The organism is Loigolactobacillus backii, from assembly GCF_003946275.1.
In the GTDB taxonomy this organism is placed as follows: Bacteria; Bacillota; Bacilli; order Lactobacillales; family Lactobacillaceae; genus Loigolactobacillus; species Loigolactobacillus backii.
Genome location: NZ_RHNQ01000004.1, coordinates 21,877 through 41,204, shown reverse-complemented (window position 1 = coordinate 41,204; position 19,328 = coordinate 21,877). Strand labels below are relative to the sequence as shown.

Here is a 19,328-nt window from a genome sequence, read left to right as displayed (position 1 = left end):
TTATAGTTTAGCACAATTTCTCTGAGAAAACTATTAACAAAGCCTACAAAAAAATCGTAATAGCCCGCAGACCATTACGATTCTTAATAGTATTATTTGGTTAATCGTCAAATCCTTCACTAACTGCTTCTGGATAGTGCGTTTCAACAATTTTAGCACAACGACCACAGAAGCGAGGTAATTTGGCATCAACCCCAATATCTGTTCGTGTCATCCGACAACGTGGGCAGACCTCACCTGGCGCGTGCGCCACAACGACAGCTACATCATCAAAGACTGCAGCATCAGTTGGTGCGGTAGCCTTGTCACCTTTAACTTCTAGACCAGAAACAATCAAGATTTGCATAATATTGGCATCTAATTCATTCAGCAAAGTCTTGACTGGTTCTGTTGGGTACAAGATGACCTTAGCCTCTAATGACTTACCAATTACTTTTGCATCCCGGGCTTCTTCTAAGGCCTTTAAAACGTCCGATCGAACCGCCATAAAGCTCTCCCAATGGTCTAATAGCGCAGCCTTATTAGGAAAATGATCAACTTCGGGCATTTCCGCTAATTGCACGTATTCGTCATTTTCCTTTAGGTATGACCAAACCTCTTCCATTGTATGCGGCAAAATTGGGGTTAATAATTTGGCGAGGACAACTAAAACCTGGTACATTACCGTTTGCATTGAACGGCGTTTAGGATCATTCTCAGCCTCAATATAGATAACATCTTTAGCAAAATCTAAGTAAAGGGCTGATAAATCAGCAATAATAAAACCATTAACCACTTTATAAACAGTTGCAAAGTCATAGTTATTGTACGCCTTCAAAACGGTTTCTTTTAATTGATTCAGGCGAACCAAGAGGTACTTATCAACGGATTGTAGGTCCTTGTAAGCAACTTCATTTGCTTTTGGATCATAATCAGTCGTATTGGCTAACATAAAACGTAACGTATTACGAATCTTACGGTAACTATCCGAAACCTGCTTAAAACCATCCATTGAAACCCGCACATCAGCAGAGGTATCAACGGTTGATACCCACAAACGAATAATTTCGGCACCCATTTGTTTAATGACTTTTTCTGGTGAAATAACGTTACCAAGTGACTTACTCATCTTCTTACCATTTTTATCCATGGTAAAGCCCTGTGAAATAACTTGTTTATACGGTGCGTGCCCAGAAACGGCCACACTTGTAATTAAGCTAGAATTGAACCAACCGCGATACTGATCAGAACCTTCTAGGTAAAGATCAGCAGGATAAGTTAAATAATCACGTTCAGCTAAGACACCTTGATGGGATGAACCGGAATCAAACCAGACATCCATAATATCGGTTTCCTTAGTAAACTGACCATTAGGCGAATGTTCATCGGTGAATCCCTCTGGTAATAAATCTTTAGCCTCACGATCAAACCAGATGTTTGACCCATATTTAGCAAATAAATCCGCGACGTGGTTAGTTGTTTCTGGCGTAATGATTGCTGTCCCATCTTCCGCGTAAAAAATTGGTAACGGCACGCCCCAAACACGCTGTCGCGAAATAACCCAGTCACCACGGTCGCGAATCATATTATAGAGTCGTGTTTCACCCCAACCAGGCAAGAACTTAACCTCTTTAATTGCGGCTAAAATTTGGTCCCGGAAAGCATCAACGGAAGCAAACCACTGGGGTGTTGAACGGAAAATAACCGGTTTTTTAGTGCGCCAATCCATTGGGTAACTATGCAAATATGGTTCTTGTTTTAAAAGCAGACCGGCATCACTAACCTTTTTAAGTGCTAATTTGTTGGCCTCTTCGTAAAATAAGCCTTCAAAACCAGGTGCTTCTGCAGTTAACTTACCTTGAGCATCAACTGGCGACAAGATATCAAGACCATAACGTTTACCAGTGTTATAGTCATCATCACCTAATCCAGGCGCCGTATGAACTAAACCAGTACCAGAATCTAAAGTGACATAATCACCTAACATAACTAATAATTCACGATCATAAAATGGATGGCGAGCAGTCATCCGTTCCATATCCTTACCCTTAATAGTTTTAACCGTTTGAACGTCTTCCCAGCCGGCCTTTTCAGCAACTGTTGCCACTAACTCTGTAGCAACAACAAATTGGCGTGTTTCGCCAGCAGGTTGAACAACCGAATAATCATAGTCAGCCGCAACAACAACCCCTTCACTAGCAGGAATAGTCCATGGTGTTGTTGTCCAAACAACAAAATAAGTATTGTTATCCAAAAGTCCCTTACCATCAATAATTTGTTCAGCAAAGTAGGCCGAAGGTGATTCAATATCCTTATACTCTAATTCAGCCTCAGCCAAAGCAGATTCAGAGGATGGTGACCAGTGAATTGGTTTGTTGCCACGATAAATATAACCTTTTTTGGCCATCTCACCGAAGACACGAACCTCCTGGGCTTCAAATTCTGGTGCCAGTGTTACGTAAGGATTATCCCACTCACCGGAAACACCGAGACGTTTAAAGTCAGTCTTTTGTTTTTCAACCTGTTCTAACGCATATTTACGGCATAATTCACGAAATTCAGTCGTTGACATTTTTTTACGATCATAGCCTTGCTTCGTTAATTGCTGTTCAATTGGGAGGCCATGCGTATCCCAACCAGGTACGTATGGCGCACGGTAACCTGACATTGATTTAAAACGTACAATAATATCTTTACTAATTTTGTTTAGCGCATGCCCGATATGAATATTACCGTTTGCGTATGGTGGCCCGTCATGTAAAATAAAGGTTGGCTTACCTTCGTTTAATTCTTGCCGTTTTTCATATAATTTATTTTCTTCCCAAGCCTTTTGCCATTGTGCTTCACGAACTGGTAAATTACCACGCATTGGAAACTTGGTCTTTCCTAAATTCAAAGTATCTTTAACTCGCATCTATCCAACACTCCTTTTTGTTATTTACAAACACACTCGAACTTTAAAAATGAGTATAAAAAAAGACCTCGTTCCTATTGGGACGAAGTCGTCGTGGTACCACCCAGTTTTGAGAAACAGTGTTCTCCTCAACTTATGATAACGGTCATAAAACCGACGCCTCTTACTAAATATTCAGAGGTGCAGAAATCGAGATGATCTGTTTATTAATAGCGCACTGTTAGTCTTTCACCTACTACTAACTCGCTTTTGTGTTGTTAATAAACTTGCTGTTCTCAATAAAAATATTATTTATCCGTATTCTTTTGCTTAGTTGCCTCGGCTACGGTGGTATTTAAAGCTGGTGCACCATCTTTAGTAACTGGTTGTTTTTCATCATTTGGAAAAATAATCATTGTTTCTCCAGAATCTTGTTGTTTAGCCGCAGTTGCTGGTACATCATTAGTAGCTGCTTTTTGTGAATGATTTGAGTTTACGCTACTAGCCTGTTTTTTGTCAAGCGCAGGTTGGTGTGCATTTACGCGTGTGTTACGTACTGGCATATCCTCATGCGCCAAGAGTTCGTCCCAATCCTTACTCTTAACGATCTCCAACTGCGATTCCAACATAACTTGTAATCGTTGCCGGAATACACGAGTTTGTTTCTTAAGATCTTCGGTTTCTGCCGTAATCTGCTTAGCTTTTTGTGAGGCATCGGCCAAAATCCGGTTAGATTTTTCTGTCGATTCATTAAGTAGATTTTGCGAATTTTTTTGTGCTTCTTGGTTAATAATGTCGGCTTCTTTTTGCGCATTTGTTTTAACTTTATCCGCTGCTTCTTGGGCAACAATAATTGATTGATTCAAGGCATCTTTTAATTGATTAAAGTAAGTGACTTTCTCTTCACTAGCCTTTAAGGCAGTTTCCAGATCATCCTTTTGCTTCAACGCTGCCTCATAATCTTTAATAATTTGATCAAGAAAATCATTAACTTGATCTTGATCGTAGCCGCGCATTTTAACATTGAATTCTTTATTGTGAATATCTAACGGGGTTAATGCCATAAAAAATACCTCCAAAAAAACTATTTTCTTAAAATGCCAAGTTGTAAACGGTATTTCTCTTTTTTAGTTTTACCTTCAATTTCACGTAACTGAATTCGTCCAAATCCACGTACGGAAATAATATCTAGTAAACCAAGTTCAAAATCAGGCCGTTCAAAGGCTTGCCAATTCAGTTTTATTTTACCATTTTCTACTAATTCTTTCGAACGCTGTCGTGAAATATTATAGACTGACGAAATTAAAGCATCAATTCGTAAAGAACTAGTTGTTACCTGTTCGATTTGCCAAGCATCCTTTGGAATCAATAATTCCGTGTAATCCTCGGTCTCCAAATGAACAGTCACGCGACCAATCTTAGTAATCTGAAGCGTTACGTAATCCACCATGCTCTTTTCAACAAAAAACTGCCACCGAACACCATCCGTCATGATATCGCCAAAGACATCACGACTGATACCGGCATTGACTAAAGTCCCTAATATTTTTCCGTGAGAAAGTTGCGTAAATTTTTGTGGATAACGAATTTCAAATAATTGAATTTCAAAATCATCACTTGTGGGTTCGAAATAATCCGGATAAATTAGAACCCGCTTACGCTCGGCATCGGTGTAGCCACCCTCAAATTGGTAACGCAAATCACTTTTGACACTAATTAGCGACTCAACAATAAATTGTTGTCGTGGATCTAAAAAATTAGATAAATAGGGCCGGTACTGATCTTCAACGTCTTGCACCCAACTGGCAACCTGGTCAATGAATGGTGCCTCTTCTTTACGAAAATGCTGATAGACCACGCTATCCATCTTTTTCAACCCCTTCTCTTACGTGAAAAGTCGCATCAAAACAACTGCCAAAAAATATAACCCTCGTTGGACCAGCCAAAGTACAATGAAAGCGGCCCAAGGAGCAAAACTAATCCCACCAATTGACGGAATAATACGGTAAAAAATGTTTAAAAAGGGCTCACATATCCGCCCCATTAGTTGGCCTAAGCGTGATTGATAAGCGCCCGGGAACCAAGACATTAAAACATAAATCATTAAAAGGATCATATATAGGTAAATTGCCCGATCCAAGATATAATAAAGTCCGCTAATGAAAGCTACCAATTCTGTTCCTCCTTTAATTTAGCCTGAGGAGCATACTAACTTAAACCATCTTGGCGTAACACATCGGACAGATTGCCATCAACTTCAAAATTAGCCGGAGTACAAAGAAAAATCTCTTCACCAACCCGCTCGATTTCACCATTAATTGCAAATACAGTTCCATTTAAGAAATCAACAATCCGTTTTGCTTGTGCCTGATCAATTCGTTTAAAATTCAGTACAACTGCTCGATTACTCATTAAATGTGTCGCAACTTCCTTAACGTCCGAATAAATTCGGGGCTCAAAAATAACTATTTTACTTGCTTTGGCCGGTCCAGCTGTAATTGGAACGACCTTTTGCTTATTAGTTGTCCGTAAATTCGGCGTTTGGGGCTGAAGTGCTTGATTAGTTTTGGTACTAACAGTCGTTTTGGGTGCTGGTGCGATATAATCATCTGCATCATCCGTCATTCCAAAAAACTTACTTAAATTAAATTTACTAGCCATCGCGGTTCCTCCCCAATTTTAGTTAAATAGTGAGTTTATGCATCAAATAAAGCCGTGCCAACACGGACAAAAGTTGCACCCTCAAGAATTGCAATCTGATAATCATGGCTCATCCCCATACTTAACTCACGACAAGGCGCAGTTGGCAATTCTAAAGCTTGCACTTCATCCCGTTTTAACTTAAGTTGATGAAAAAGTTGATGTAACTGCTCATCATTCGCATCCTTGGGAGCCATTGTCATTAAACCGACAACTAGAACCTTGTCATCTACCTTGACTTCCTGCACTAATGGTACAACGTTAGCCAACGAAACACCAGATTTACTCTCTTCCCCAGATACATTGACCTCAATAAAACATTTGACGGGTTGATTTGCCCGTTTCTGAATTTCTGTTGCCAGTTCCAGGCGATCAAGTGAATGCAAATAATCAATCTGATTAATAACCTTTTTAACCTTACGTTTTTGTAACGAACCAATGAAGTGCCACTTTAAATCGTGGTTTTCTTTAAAGGCCAATTGTTTTTCAGCCAAACCTTCCGGCCGGTTCTCAGCAAGATTGGTTACTCCGGCGGCAACTACCTGTTGGGCCTCACTAACCGAATGATATTTTGTTACACCAATTAGAGTAACTTGATCTTGCCGGTTAGCCACCGCCATTGCCCGATCAATTGATTTCTTAACTGCCATGATATTTTTGCTAATTGTCATGAAACTCATCCCTTATTACTGAGAACAAAATTAAATCTGGCTAAACCTTAAATAATCCAAATTTTATCTAATTGCGCCGCCGCTTGAAGAATGGTGGTGTATCTAGACCATTACCATCATCCTTAGAGTTGTCTTGATCATCATTTGCTGTATCCGTCCGCCGGAAAACATCAAAATCTGGTTTTTGTGCATCATTTAGACTGTCATCATTATTAGTTGACTGCCGCCGTGTTGGTTCCTGACGAATATCCCAGTTACCAAACGGATCATCACTTTTACTTGATGTTTGGCGACTTCGAGTTGTTTGGGTCTTATTTTGTTCTGATGGGGTTTGTTTATCAGTTGAATTATTCGTTGACCGTAAAGCCTGTTCAGACCGCTGTTCTCCACGACGATTTCCTTGAATTTTATTGGTATCAATCCCAGTTGCAATGACAGTAACTACGACCTCATCACCAAGATTTTCATTAATTGAAGTCCCAAAAATGATATTGACGTCACTTGTTGAAGCCTGTGAAACAATATCGGAAGCATCCTGCGCCTCAAATAATGATAAATCTGGGCCACCGGTAATATTTAATAATACTTGTTCAGCACCATCAATTGAAACTTCCAATAATGGTGATGAAATAGCCTTTTTAGTTGCCTCAGCCGTACGATTTTCACCGGTTGCCGAACCAATCCCCATCAGTGCAGATCCTTGATTTTGCATAACCGTTTTAACATCAGCAAAATCCAAATTAACGTAGCCAGGTGATGTGATTAAATCAGAGATACCTTGAACACCTTGACGCAATACGTTATCGGCTTCATGGAAAGCCTCCAACATAGGTGTCTTTTTATCAACAATTTCTAGTAATCGATTATTAGAAATAATGACTAAAGTATCAACGTGTTGCTTCATTTCAGCGATTCCCTCAGCGGCATTTTTAGCCCGTTTTGGTCCTTCAAAACTAAATGGTCGCGTTACAACACCAACTGTCAAAGCGCCTAAATCTTTAGCCGTTTTAGCAATAATTGGAGCCGCACCAGTTCCGGTACCACCACCCATACCAGCGGTAACGAAAATCATATCTGCACCTTTTAGAGCTTCCGCTAATGATTCTTCGCTTTCTTCGGCAGCCTTTTGGCCGATTTCAGGTGTTGAGCCTGCGCCAAGTCCCCGCGTTAGTTTCGGTCCTAATTGAATTTTTGTTTCGGCATCAGCACTATCCAACGCCTGAACATCAGTATTAGCCGTAATGAATTCAACGCCCTTGACATCCTCTGAGATCATCCGGTTGACAGCATTGCCACCGGCACCACCAACGCCAATGACTTTAATTATGGCGCCTGTATTTTGATTTGAATCTAAAGAAAATTCCATAAATTGTTCCTCCTATAAGGTTCTGCTGTCATCTACTCAAAGAAATTGCTTAAAAACTTACGAATACCAGAAAAGCTTTCTTTCTTTTCCGTCGTTTGTTTTTCAGTTGTTGTCGTTTCCACAACCGGCTCTTCCTGTTTTTTCACTGTTGTTTTTGTTACTGCCTTTAGATTACCACCTAAAGCACTTTGTGCAAGCAAATCAATTTCGCTGAGGTTTGCCGTATAACTGATCAGACTCAAAGCCTGTGCAAAAGAGGGGTGACGTAACCCCATCTCATCAGGAATATAGAGTTTAACGTTATGCTTGAAAATATCGCTAGCCAATTCGGCAATGCCAGGTAACGCCGTCACGCCACCAGTCATAACGATACCACCAGGTAAATCAAACGCGCCAATCTTTTCTAGTGCCTTATTCATTCGCTCAAAAACTTGAGTCAAACGGGCCTCAATAATTTCTGCCAAATATTTTTCACTTATCGTAACTGGTGCATCCTGACCGACAACTTCAATCGGAAATGATTCCCCCTCAGAAGCCTGCAATGAATCCGCGTAGCCATAATCCCGCTTGATTTTTTCAGCACTATCAAAGGAAGTGTTTAAAACGACCGAAATATCTTTGGTAATGTAGTCGCCGCCTTTTTGATCAACATAAGTATATTTTAACTTGTGATCATGAATAACAGCAGCTGTACTTTGACCACCACCAAGATCAACTAAGACAGTTCCAAAATCTTGTTCCCCATCACTAAGTGCCAACCGGCCCAAACTCAGTGGATTAACAACTAACTGCACCAGCGTTAAACCAGCTCGTTCGATACATTTACGCATATTATGTATAACGGTCTTAGGTGCCGTTAATAACATGCCATGCATCTCTAACCGCACGCCTAGCATTCCCCGTGGATCCTTAATTCCATCAAAACCGTCAACCACAAATTCATCCGGCAAAACCGTTAAGATCTCGCGTTCAGGTGGTAAGTTACGAACTAATGCAGCGGCCGCCACATTTTTAACATCACTATCATTAATTTCTTTTGATTCATCTGCTACCGCGATCATACCTTGACAGGGCTCGATCTCTAATAGGTTGGCTGGAATGCCAGCCGTTACTTCATGAATATCAATATTTGCTTTTTGTTCGGCTTGCTTTACAGCTTTTTGAATGGCGGTTACGGCCTTATCGATGTCTACTACAACACCTCGACTCAAGCCTTCGGAGCGTTCACTCCCCACACCAATAACATTCATTTGCCCTTTAATATACTCTGCGACAATGACCTTTATTGAGGTGGTTCCAATGTCAAGCCCAACATATATGCCAGTGTTTCCCATAAGTTGTGGAACCTCCTTGAAATTAATTACTTTCAAATTTATTTAATTTATACTATATAGTTAAATTTTAACACATTTAAACCGCTTTTTAAAAGTCCTATTTCGCGTTAGCATGCGTGTTAAAACGTTTCTTTATTTAAACGGGTATGAATAAGCACCGACCTCTAAATTAACAACACCCTTTTTCTTCATTTGCTTGGCAATTGAAGGATAATAGCGCATTTTTTTACTAAAGCTTTCTAGGGTCGCATAAACTTGATTACCATCGTTCATGTATAAATGAATTCGTTTTGGATTTAACTTAGTTGGAGCAAAATGAATTTCGGAAATTCCATTTTGAACATCACTTGGCAATCGATTATATTGCTGAACCATCTTCTGTAAAGTTTGCTTATGTTGAAAATTACTATAAACGGAATAATTACCCGCAATCTGATGGCCACTGCCTGAACTTGCTACGCGCCCATTTGCCAAGATTGGGTAATACCGATTGTTCTTTAATAAGATCCCAACCGTTTTATATTCTGTAACGTGCAACGTAACACTATGCAGCCCAGCTATTGACAAACTGAATTGTTTTATTTTTGGTTCTGCCTGCTTAGCCCGCTGACTAATTTTGGTTTGATGTAGCAGAGTATTAATAACAAGATCACTTGACTTAATCCCACTTGCGTCAATAACACTTTGCGTTGAAAGGGTTGTTTTACCGCTATTAGCAACTTGTAAATTTCCAACTTTGCTTATCGGTGATGCAAAGTAAGCAGCAATCAATATGATAATGATAAAAGTAACGAGCAACGCTACTAAGCGATTGACTAAATGATGGTGGCGCAGCTCCTTCAATCGTGGTAATTTACTTTCGATTGTATTTGTTTTTTTAGATTGCTGTTTCTGCTTTTTTTGGTAAGTTTCCCAGGGTGTTAATGCAGATGCTGGATCATCTGGTGTCTTTTTTTGCTTATTCTTTTTTAGCCATTTTTTCCTCATCTGCATCACATCCTTAAATTAGATCTTGCATAACCTTAATAAAACGATCGGCCGCATCTGGTACACCAATCGCTTTAGCATTCTGTCCCATTTCTTGACGTTTAGCTTCATTTTGCATTAAATCATCACTAACCGTCACTAATGTTTCCCCCGTTAATTGTTCTTCAGTCACCAGACGTGCTGCGTTTTTGTCAACTAGACTTTGAGCATTTTTAGTCTGGTGATCATTTGTCACGTAAGGACTTGGAACTAAAATCGAAGGAATACCAAGTGCCGTAATTTCGGCCAGTGAAGTTGCCCCTGCCCGACCAAGTATTACCGCTACATCAGGCAAAATAGTGGGCATATCATCAATGTAAGGGACAATTGCAATATTTGAATTGACCTGCTTACCCTTCAAACTCGCCTGAATTTTGGCAAAATGTACTTGTCCAGAAACAAACAGCACTTGATATTTTTTTTCATTCAATTGTGGTAACGCACTTAAAAATGCCTGGTTGATTCGCTCGGCACCACGACTACCACCAAAAATCAGCAACGTTGGTGCTTGTTGTAAACCAAAATCTTTCAAACGATCATTAGGCTTAATGCCAGCAACTTGTTGTCCCCGCGGATTACCCGTCAATACAATCTTGGTGGCCGGGAACTGATCAGCAACCGCTTGGAATGAAATTGATACTTTATCAACAAAGTGACCTAAAAAACGATTGGTAATACCAGCAACACTATTTTGCTCGTTAATAACCGTCGGAATATGTAACCGCGCCGCCGCATATAATACGGCACTTGAAACGTAGCCGCCTGTGCCAACAACAACATCAGGCTTAAACTGGCGAATCAGCTTTTTGGCCGTCCGAACGCTCTTTAAAAATAAGGTGATTGTTTTAATGTTATCTAGTGACAACGAACGCTTAAAGCCTTGTAATTCAATTGCCGTAAAGGGAATTCCTTTTTGAGGTACAATTTTACTCTCTAAGCCTTTTTTTGTACCAACGTATAATAATTCATCAATTAAATGACGTTCTTTCATTCGCTCAATGACGGCTAGGGCAGGATAGATGTGGCCGCCTGTGCCGCCACCGGAGAAAATAACTCGCATCTTAGTGTCCTCCATTTTCTTTAATCAATTTGGTCACACCATCTATAAATAGTTGTCCACGCACCTCAAAGTTAGGGTATTGATCCCAACTAGCATTAGCTGGAGAAAGCAATACGATATCACCAGGTTGACTCTGCGCGTAAGCAACTGGCAATGCAGTTTCAACATCGTGAACTAACTTAATGTTTTTAATCCCCGCCTGCTCACCAGCAGTTTTCAACAACTCCGCGGTTTCGCCAAAAAGAACCATTGCCTTAACGTGCTCTTTGAGTTCCGGAACTAGTCGATCAAAACTAAAACCACGGTCAAGTCCGCCGGCCAATAACACAACGGGCTGCTTAAAACCATTTAAGGCCATTTGAGTTGCCTCAATGTCAGTTGCCTTAGAATCATTATAGAAACGACGACCCTGCCATTCAGTTAAAAATTGTAAGCGATGCTTAACACCACTAAAGGTTCGTAAAACTTCAGCGATTGCCTCATTACTTTGACCCATCAACTTAGCAACTGCCAAAGACGCCAGTGCGTTTTCAACATTGTGTTCACCAGGGACCTTGATTTCACTAGCCTTTAGAATTGCTTCGCCACGAAAATAAAGAACCCCGTCTTTTTCATAGGCACCATCTTCACTAAGATCCTGACGTGAAAACGGTACTACTTGTGCCTTTGTTTGTTTGCTTAATTCTCGCCACTCGGGGTTATCCCAATTGACAACAAAGAAGTCGGCGGCAGTTTGGTTCATTACAATTCGCATTTTTGCTTTGACGTAGTTAGCACGGCTACCGTGGTAATCAATGTGGGCAGTATAAATATTAGTCAAAACAGCAATCTGCGGGCGTAATTTAGTAATTCCCATCAACATAAAGCTTGAAAGCTCGGTCACCATCACATCATCTGGCGTTACTTTTTGTGCAACCGCACTTGCTGGAACACCAATATTACCAGCAACATAGGCTTGTCCCTTTTGGCGGCCGTAATTCAGCATCAATGAAATCATTGTCGTTGTTGTTGTTTTACCATTTGTCCCCGTAACACCAATTAATGGCGCCTCGGAAACCTCATAGGCAAGTTCAGGTTCAGTAATAATCGGAATATTCTTTTTAATGGCACCAGCGACTAACGGGTTAGTGTACGGAATACCAGGATTTTTTACCATCAGTACGAAGTCTTCATCTAATAAGGCTAATGGGTGACTCCCCGTAATAACCCGAATTCCTTCTGCTAATAAGGATTGGGCGTCAGGATTATCATCAAACTTTTTTTTATCATTAACGGTGACTAACGCGCCTAGTTTAGCTAACAAGCGTGCTGCATTAACCCCACTTTTGGCCAATCCTAAGACAAGGACTTTTTTATTTTTATAGTCCGTTACACGTTTCAAAATTAAGACTCCCTTTTACATTTTAATTATAAGAACAAACTTAAGTATATAATTGAACAAACTAGACTAAAAGCCCAGAACGTCAAAACAACACGCCATTCTGACCAACCTAGCATTTCAAAATGATGATGAATGGGCGTCATTTTAAAGACGCGCTTACCCGTTAAATGAAAGACGGAGACCTGAATCATCACGCTTGCCGTTTCAATCACAAAGATCAGACCAATAAGAAGCAAGGACAGTTCACGGTGCAGTAAGATTGATACAGCAGCAAGTGCACCACCCAATGCTAGTGAGCCAACATCCCCCATAAATATCTTGGCCGGCTTATGATTAAACCAGAAAAACGCAATTAGACCACCTAAAATTGTTAAGCAGAAAATCAAGATATCCGTCCGGCCTTCATGCTGTGCAATAATTGCGTAAGTTGCAAAGGCAATCGCCGCTGTACCAGCCACTAGGCCATCTAGACCATCAGTTAAATTAACCGCGTTCGAAAACCCAACCAACCAGAATAAGACGAAGAATAAGTATAAAACGCCTAAGTGCAATGATCCAAGGCCAGGAACATTTATTGCGAGTGGAAAACCTTCGTGAACGTAGACAATAAGAAAAATAACGCCACCAATAATCTGACCCAATAGCTTTTGCCAAGCACGCAACCCTAGATTACGCTTTTCAAATAGCTTAATTGAATCATCCATAAAGCCCAGACCGCCATATAAAACAAGAATAAACAAGGTAATCCAGCTACTCAGGGTCATTTGATGCTGCCATAAACTAACCCAAATAGTTGAAATAACACTTGCAATTAAGAAAACAAGGCCACCCATAGTTGGTGTCCCTGATTTTTTTTCGTGCCAAGAAGGGCCCTCTTCTCGAATAACTTGCCCTTCTTTTTTCATTCTAAAATAGCCAATAAATAACGGCATTACAATGAAAGTTAACGCAAAACTACTAACAACTGGTATTAACATCTTTGTAAATTGCATACGTTTTAAAACTCCCTAATTTATCATGGTTGTAGTGTAACTGTAATTTCCTTGGTTGAATCTAGTAGACTTTTTGCGGCTAGATCTTGCTTTGTAACGTAGCCTGTTCCACTGATTTTTACCGATTTACCCGTAATTTCCGCAAATTTTAGAACATCACTCTTAGACCAGCCGGTCATGTCTGGCATTGTCATAGCACCATTAGTCATAACAAAAACATGCTGATTGCTCAGAACCTTTTCACCTGCTTGTGGTAATTGTTGAACAACCGTATTCCCGGTACCAATCTGAACCGGTTTTAATTGCGCCTTGGTCAAAGTAGACACACTATCGTTTACGGCTTCCCCACTAATTTTTGGCATTGTCGCCTGATCCGTTTTAGTTGTCTTGCCTTGATTATATTCCAATGCTCGTTTCATCATTGGATTAAAGATTTCCGATAGAATTTTTTCAGGTGACTCTGTCATATTTTGCGGCTGTTTCATCGTAATGTAAAGGACATATTGCGGATTTTTTGCCGGCGCCATACCAACAACGGAAAAAATGTAGTTATTATCTCCCGTTAAGTAGCCACCACCATTGGCCGTACTAATTTGAGCGGTCCCAGTTTTTGCCGCGATTCGGTAACCAGGAATTTTATAAACTGCACCCGTCCCATAATTCTTATAAACAACATCCTGCATATCCTTTAAAACTTGCTTTGTGGTACTCTTTTTAACTGGATGACCAACCGTTACTGGCTTATACTTCGTCGTTTTACCGGTCGTCGGATTAACAACCTTGTCGATTATCTGTGGTTTCATTTCTTTACCATCATTAGCAATTGCCGAATAACCTTGCATCATTTGCATCGCCGTTACATTAATTCCTTGACCAAATGATGTGATTGCTTGATCAGAGGCACTCTTAAATTGAATACTGCCTGAAGATTCACCGGACAAGCCAGAATTAGTTGATTGTAAGAACTTAAATTTCTTAATGTACTCCAACCACTCTTTTTCTCCAAGAATTTGTTCTAGATGAACAAAGCCAACGTTACTAGAACGTGGAAATGCCTGGGCGTAAGGGATTGATCCCCAACCAGTTGTGTTCCAATCATGGATGGTACTACCACCGACTTGTACTTGACCAGAAGTATAGTACGAATTAGGTGGATATTTACCGGCATCAATAATCGACGCCAGTGTAAAGACCTTCATAACTGAGCCAGGTTCGTAGGCATCCTCAGTAAGCGTATCCCGCCAAAAACTTCCCAGACTAGCACCCGTTTGTGGATTAAACGTTGGTCGTTGGGAAGCAGCCAAAATCTGACCAGTTTTGGGATTCATTAAAATGGCGTTAAAACCCTTAGCATCATATTTAGTTTGTGCTTTAGTCAATAGTGTTTCCAAATATGATTGCAAACGTGAATCAATTGTTAAATAGACGTCACTACCATTCTTGGCGGCCTTTTGTTTAACTTTTGTATTAGGCAGCTGGTAGCCATAAGAATCCTTCTTAACTTGTTTAACCCCATTTGTACCACTAAGAATTTTATTATAACTTTTTTCGATCCCCATTACACCAGTTAAGGCGGTCGTACTAGTCCCCGCCTTACTGGTTGTACTTTGCTGGGCCAATCCAATTTGGTGCGACGCAAAGGTGCCATTAGGGTATAGACGTGCCGGTGTTTCGGTAAAATAAACGCCCCGCAAGTTATGATTTTCAATTTCTTGCTTAATGGCCAAGGATAACCCCTGACCAGCAGTCCCAAACTCCACTTGGAACGTTTTTTTATTTTGTGGATTCAAAGTTTTTAAAATATCTTTTTTACTCATGGGTAAGTACTGGCTTAAAACAGTTGCTACTTTATTCTTATCGGTTACATACAACTTCTTATCATTTGACCCCGTATACCGGTGATCAATAACGGCATAGATCGAATAAGAGGTTGAATCCTCCGCAATCGGGTTTCCCATGGCATCAAAAATAGTCCCGCGATTTGCCTTGAGGACACTGTCATCTTGGTAAAGAGCTTCAGCCTTTTTAGTTAAATTCTGGTCATCAATTTTGCCGCTTGCTACGATATAAGAAAAACGAAAGATAAATAAAAGGAAGATGGCTACCACGGCGAAAAGAAACGCACCACCAATGATTTGGCGGTTGCGGCGTGGATTCCTTTTATTTATCAATCGTTTATTTTTGGAAGACTTCATCTATTTAACATTCCTTATATTTGCTTCATTTAAGGACAAACCATCACGTGCAGCGACATCGTTTAAATGATTAGACTGCATCAACTCATTAATTTCTTGCTTATAATTCGTATTTTGTAATTGGAGTGCCGTAACCGACTGACCAATATCTTGCAGGTGTTGTTGTGCTGAAGACACCGCAATTTTACTAGAAACAATCATCGTACAAAGCGATACCAAGACAATGCCTAACGTAACCATCAAAGTCCGCTCAAAAGCGGAAATGGCGACGTGACTCGCTGGCGTTGCAACTGGCTGTACCTGTGGTGTTTCTTGTATATGTATATCTGGTTGGGTCACACTTGGGGCTACCGGGTCCGCTAATGAAGAGAAATCTCTTGCTGCACTTTCATCTGCCATACTCATCCACATCCTTGATTCAAATTCGTTTATTTTTGTACTTGTTTTTCTGCTACACGCAACTGTGCACTTCTTGAACGCCGATTCTTTTCTATTTCCGTAGCCGTCGGTAAGATGGGCTTTTTGGTAATGATTTTAAGCTCAGCCTGTTCCCCGGCACCCATAATTGGCAACCCACGAGGAATTTCTGGTGTCCGCGCGTGATCACGAAAAATGGTCCTGACCAAACGATCCTCTAACGATTGGAACGTAATAACCGCAATTCGACCATTAACGTTTAATAGCTTAATTGCCGCTTCAAGTGATTCTTCAGCGGCACCCAGCTCATCATTAACGGCAATTCGAATTGCCTGAAATGTCCGTTTGGCTGGATGACCACCCTTTCGCCGGGCAGCCGCTGGAATTGCGTGTTTCACAGTTTCTGCCAACTGAGTTGTCGTTTCAATTGGTGTCACTGCTCGATCACGCTCAATCGCTCGTGCAACTCGCTTAGCAAACTTATCCTCACCGTAACGATAAAGAATCCGTTCCAAGTCGGCGTAAGGCCAATCATTAACAATCTCGCGGGCCGTTAAAGCGGCACTTTGATCCATCCGCATATCTAACGGCGCCGTTAGCTTATAGCTAAACCCACGCGCAGCCTCATCAAACTGTGGTGAAGAAACACCTAAATCATAGATGATACCATCAATCTGATTTACTTGGTGTTGGGCCAAAGCCTGACTTAAATTACGAAAATTATCCTTAATAAAAGTTACCTGACCACTATTAACATAAGGCGCCAATCGCTTTTTTCCATTGGTAATTGCCTCTTCATCCTGATCAAAAGCAAATAAATGACCATTCTTAGCTAACTTAGAAAGAATCAATTCACTATGTCCACCGCCACCTAATGTTGCGTCAACGTAAACGCCATTGGGCTTAAGCTGCAGGCTAGCAACCGTTTCGTTTAATAAAACTGTTTCGTGCGTAAAGGCCATTCTAATTACTCCTAAAAATTAAAAGTCAAAATCCAATAAATTCTCGGCAATATCATCAAAATTCTCTTCGGCGTCATCGCTAAACTGTTCCCACTTGGCTTCATCCCAAACTTCAATTCGGTTAGAAACACCAATTAGAACACATGCTTTAGTTAGACCTGCGTGCTTGGTCAACGCCTGCGGAATATTAATTCGGCCTTGTTTATCAAGTGTACATTCCGTTGCTGCTGAATAGAGGAAACGGACAAAGGCACGGGCATCTTTCTTAGTTAATGGCAACTTTCCTAATTTTCCTTCTAAAATCTGCCATTCATCCATTGGGTACCCAAATAGGCAACCATCCATACCACGTGTAAGAATGAAATTTGTCCCTAAACCATCACGAAATTTCGCCGGAATAATTAATCGTCCCTTTTGATCAATCGTATGGTGAAATTCGCCCATGAACATTGCCTTCACCTCTATTTGTGCACAAATTTAGTCTACCACATCCCCCCACTTTCTACCATACCCATACCTAAAATTGTTAAATCTAGTGTTAATAGGGTTTTACCCGCATTTTTAGCTAAACCAAAACCCCTTTTAAATAAATTTAAGTAATAATTAGCAAACTTAATTATTGCCCCCGTAATTAGCGAACGCCTAAAAAAATAGGACCCCCGCTAAAAGCAGCGGGAATCCTATTTGAACACGCTTCACCTTAAAAATAACAATAGACAGCCTAAATAACCAATGAAGCCTAAAATGAACACCAACCGCCACCAAAGTTTAAAAAAGGTACGGTAAATAATTTCGCCACGCTGAATGGCCAAAAAGATTGCTGCAAAGATACCGACTAACATGACCAAGATGACAATTAAGCTAGTGGCAGTGTAATTTAGCTGTAGCTTAATCGCTCGGTCACAGGCAATTAACAAGAAAGGTGTCATTAAATCAATCGGGTTAATCCGTACCCGTGGTAATAAGTGGTGAACAACTAAACCGAGAATCAAGACAACTTCCGGCAAAATAAGAAAAATTATTGTTACCATCATCAACCTACTTTCTAGCTATAATTTTACCGTTGTTTTTCTTAACGTAAAGTCTTTTCTTGAATAGTTAGTTATAATGGTAAAAAGAAACAAGGAGGGTTACCAATGATTGAACGTTTTTATACAGCCACTGATGGTACACTAAGACCAACCACCACCTTACAAAAAAACTGCTGGCTACACGTTGAGGCACCAACACCTGCAGAGATTGAAAGTCTAGTTGACCATTTTGCTGTCCCCCGCGACTACTTAACCGCCGTTTTGGATGACCGTGAAAATCCACGTGCTGAGGGTATCGAACAAGCCACCGATGAAAAGCCGGCCTTGATCTTACTTCATTTTCCCCATGAAACGATTAGTCCCTTAGGTTATCGCGAACTAACAACCTACCCTTTTGCGATCATTTTAACACCGCAAGCACTAATTACCGTAACTAACCGTCCGGCACTATTTGTTCAGGATTTTATTGTTCGCAAGGAACATCACGTTAACACTAATGAACACGAAAATTTTGCGTTACATTTGTTATGGTATATTTGTCATAGTTACGTTAGTTACTTAGAACAAATCGGCAGCGAAATGGCACACCTTGAGAAATCTTTATCAGTTGCCAGTGGTAACAATGAGCTTTATCAACTAACTGCCATGCAAAAAAGTCTGATTCAATTTCAAATTGCCTTAAAACGAAATCAACATTTATTAAATGAACTACAAACAACCGAATTCTATTTTGAAAGTGATCCATTTTCAGCGTTACTCCAAGACGTTATGATTGAAAGCGACCAGGCCCAAACGATGACTTTCCGGCAAAAATCCATTCTCGATGAATACAATAATATGGTATCCTCAGTCGTCTCCAATAACCTCAATATTATTATGAAAGTTTTAACATCGATCACAATCATCTTAACAATTCCAACGATAATCGGGGGTATTTACGGGATGAACGTTAGACTTCCTGGCGCCGCATTAGCCCACGCCTTTAGCCTAATCATGCTTATCACCTTGATTATTTGCTGGCTATCGGGCTATTGGCTACGAAAGCGAAATTTCTTTTAATCCATTGCATTCTAAGGTTAAACACGTTAAACTGTTGGTAAAATTAAGCTATGAGGTGGAACCTAAATGAAAAAGGAAACCAGTACATTTACAAAGTTGACGAAAGTTATTATTTGGATCATGCTTTTTGCAACCGTTGGCGGTGTTGTTCTTGGCGCGGTCGGTTCACTAGGCTTATTATAATTGGCTTTTAGGCTATCTGATTGAAAATCATAATTTATGCAGTACATTAAAGGGATTACAGCAAACACTAGCGTTTGCT

General features: G+C 40.4%; 19 protein-coding genes. 2 read left to right on the top strand and 17 right to left on the bottom strand.

The genetic code is table 11. The features are described from left to right. Positions 1 to 100: 100 nt before the first annotated feature. From ileS to EKM61_RS01535, 17 genes are all read right to left on the bottom strand, one after another. Positions 101 to 2,893, bottom strand: a complete 2,793-nt coding sequence (gene ileS / locus EKM61_RS01615; protein WP_068376774.1) for an isoleucine--tRNA ligase — start codon at positions 2,891 to 2,893, stop codon at positions 101 to 103. Positions 2,894 to 3,180: 287 nt separating this feature from the next. Then, the gene (locus tag EKM61_RS01610) at positions 3,181 to 3,936 is read right to left on the bottom strand and encodes a DivIVA domain-containing protein (RefSeq protein ID WP_068224837.1); all 756 of its coding nucleotides are present in this window, start codon (positions 3,934 to 3,936) and stop codon (positions 3,181 to 3,183) included. A 20-nt stretch (positions 3,937 to 3,956) separates the two neighbouring features. Continuing rightward, entirely contained in the window at positions 3,957 to 4,739 is a 783-nt protein-coding gene (locus tag EKM61_RS01605) for a YlmH family RNA-binding protein (protein WP_068224839.1), read from the bottom strand. Positions 4,740 to 4,757: 18 nt separating this feature from the next. After that, the gene (locus EKM61_RS01600) at positions 4,758 to 5,045 is read right to left on the bottom strand and encodes a YggT family protein (protein ID WP_100071314.1); all 288 of its coding nucleotides are present in this window, start codon (positions 5,043 to 5,045) and stop codon (positions 4,758 to 4,760) included. Positions 5,046 to 5,080: 35 nt separating this feature from the next. Beyond that, the gene (locus tag EKM61_RS01595; RefSeq protein ID WP_068280373.1) at positions 5,081 to 5,533 is read right to left on the bottom strand and encodes a cell division protein SepF; all 453 of its coding nucleotides are present in this window, start codon (positions 5,531 to 5,533) and stop codon (positions 5,081 to 5,083) included. Positions 5,534 to 5,568: 35 nt separating this feature from the next. After that, on the bottom strand, positions 5,569 to 6,243 hold the full coding sequence (locus EKM61_RS01590) for a YggS family pyridoxal phosphate-dependent enzyme (protein WP_068224843.1): 675 nt from the start codon (positions 6,241 to 6,243) through the stop codon (positions 5,569 to 5,571). 67 nt (positions 6,244 to 6,310) lie between these two features. Then, a complete protein-coding gene (gene ftsZ, locus EKM61_RS01585; RefSeq protein ID WP_068224845.1) occupies positions 6,311 to 7,609 on the bottom strand; it encodes a cell division protein FtsZ in 1,299 nt (432 codons plus the stop codon). A gap of 32 nt (positions 7,610 to 7,641) precedes the next feature. Then, positions 7,642 to 8,943 carry a cell division protein FtsA gene (gene ftsA, locus EKM61_RS01580; RefSeq protein WP_068224847.1) on the bottom strand — a complete coding sequence of 434 codons (1,302 nt, stop codon included), beginning with the start codon at positions 8,941 to 8,943 and terminating at the stop codon, positions 7,642 to 7,644. A gap of 132 nt (positions 8,944 to 9,075) precedes the next feature. Further along, positions 9,076 to 9,930, bottom strand: coding sequence for a cell division protein FtsQ/DivIB (locus EKM61_RS01575; RefSeq protein ID WP_068224849.1), 855 nt, complete (start codon positions 9,928 to 9,930; stop codon positions 9,076 to 9,078). 13 nt (positions 9,931 to 9,943) lie between these two features. Then, a complete protein-coding gene (murG, locus tag EKM61_RS01570) occupies positions 9,944 to 11,029 on the bottom strand; it encodes an undecaprenyldiphospho-muramoylpentapeptide beta-N-acetylglucosaminyltransferase (protein WP_068224851.1) in 1,086 nt (361 codons plus the stop codon). Position 11,030: 1 nt separating this feature from the next. Next, the gene (gene murD / locus EKM61_RS01565) at positions 11,031 to 12,410 is read right to left on the bottom strand and encodes a UDP-N-acetylmuramoyl-L-alanine--D-glutamate ligase (RefSeq protein WP_068224853.1); all 1,380 of its coding nucleotides are present in this window, start codon (positions 12,408 to 12,410) and stop codon (positions 11,031 to 11,033) included. Positions 12,411 to 12,436: 26 nt separating this feature from the next. Continuing rightward, positions 12,437 to 13,402 carry a phospho-N-acetylmuramoyl-pentapeptide-transferase gene (gene mraY / locus EKM61_RS01560; RefSeq protein ID WP_068224855.1) on the bottom strand — a complete coding sequence of 322 codons (966 nt, stop codon included), beginning with the start codon at positions 13,400 to 13,402 and terminating at the stop codon, positions 12,437 to 12,439. Between the two features lie 23 nt (positions 13,403 to 13,425). Then, positions 13,426 to 15,597, bottom strand: coding sequence for a penicillin-binding protein (locus tag EKM61_RS01555; protein ID WP_068224858.1), 2,172 nt, complete (start codon positions 15,595 to 15,597; stop codon positions 13,426 to 13,428). Next, positions 15,598 to 15,996, bottom strand: a complete 399-nt coding sequence (ftsL, locus tag EKM61_RS01550; protein ID WP_068224860.1) for a cell division protein FtsL — start codon at positions 15,994 to 15,996, stop codon at positions 15,598 to 15,600. Between the two features lie 29 nt (positions 15,997 to 16,025). After that, on the bottom strand, positions 16,026 to 16,976 hold the full coding sequence (gene rsmH, locus EKM61_RS01545; protein WP_068224862.1) for a 16S rRNA (cytosine(1402)-N(4))-methyltransferase RsmH: 951 nt from the start codon (positions 16,974 to 16,976) through the stop codon (positions 16,026 to 16,028). 18 nt (positions 16,977 to 16,994) lie between these two features. Further along, positions 16,995 to 17,426 (bottom strand): division/cell wall cluster transcriptional repressor MraZ, encoded by a 432-nt coding sequence (gene mraZ / locus EKM61_RS01540; RefSeq protein WP_068224864.1) that lies wholly within the window; start codon positions 17,424 to 17,426, stop codon positions 16,995 to 16,997. Positions 17,427 to 17,671: 245 nt separating this feature from the next. Next, positions 17,672 to 18,010, bottom strand: a complete 339-nt coding sequence (locus EKM61_RS01535; RefSeq protein WP_082918505.1) for a DUF3397 family protein — start codon at positions 18,008 to 18,010, stop codon at positions 17,672 to 17,674. Between the two features lie 102 nt (positions 18,011 to 18,112). Here EKM61_RS01535 and EKM61_RS01530 point away from each other — a divergent pair, with 102 nt between their 5' ends. Then, entirely contained in the window at positions 18,113 to 19,066 is a 954-nt protein-coding gene (locus tag EKM61_RS01530; RefSeq protein ID WP_068224866.1) for a magnesium transporter CorA family protein, read from the top strand. A gap of 66 nt (positions 19,067 to 19,132) precedes the next feature. Continuing rightward, positions 19,133 to 19,249, top strand: a complete 117-nt coding sequence (locus tag EKM61_RS01525) for a DUF4044 domain-containing protein (protein WP_075168894.1) — start codon at positions 19,133 to 19,135, stop codon at positions 19,247 to 19,249. Positions 19,250 to 19,328 lie beyond the last annotated feature (79 nt).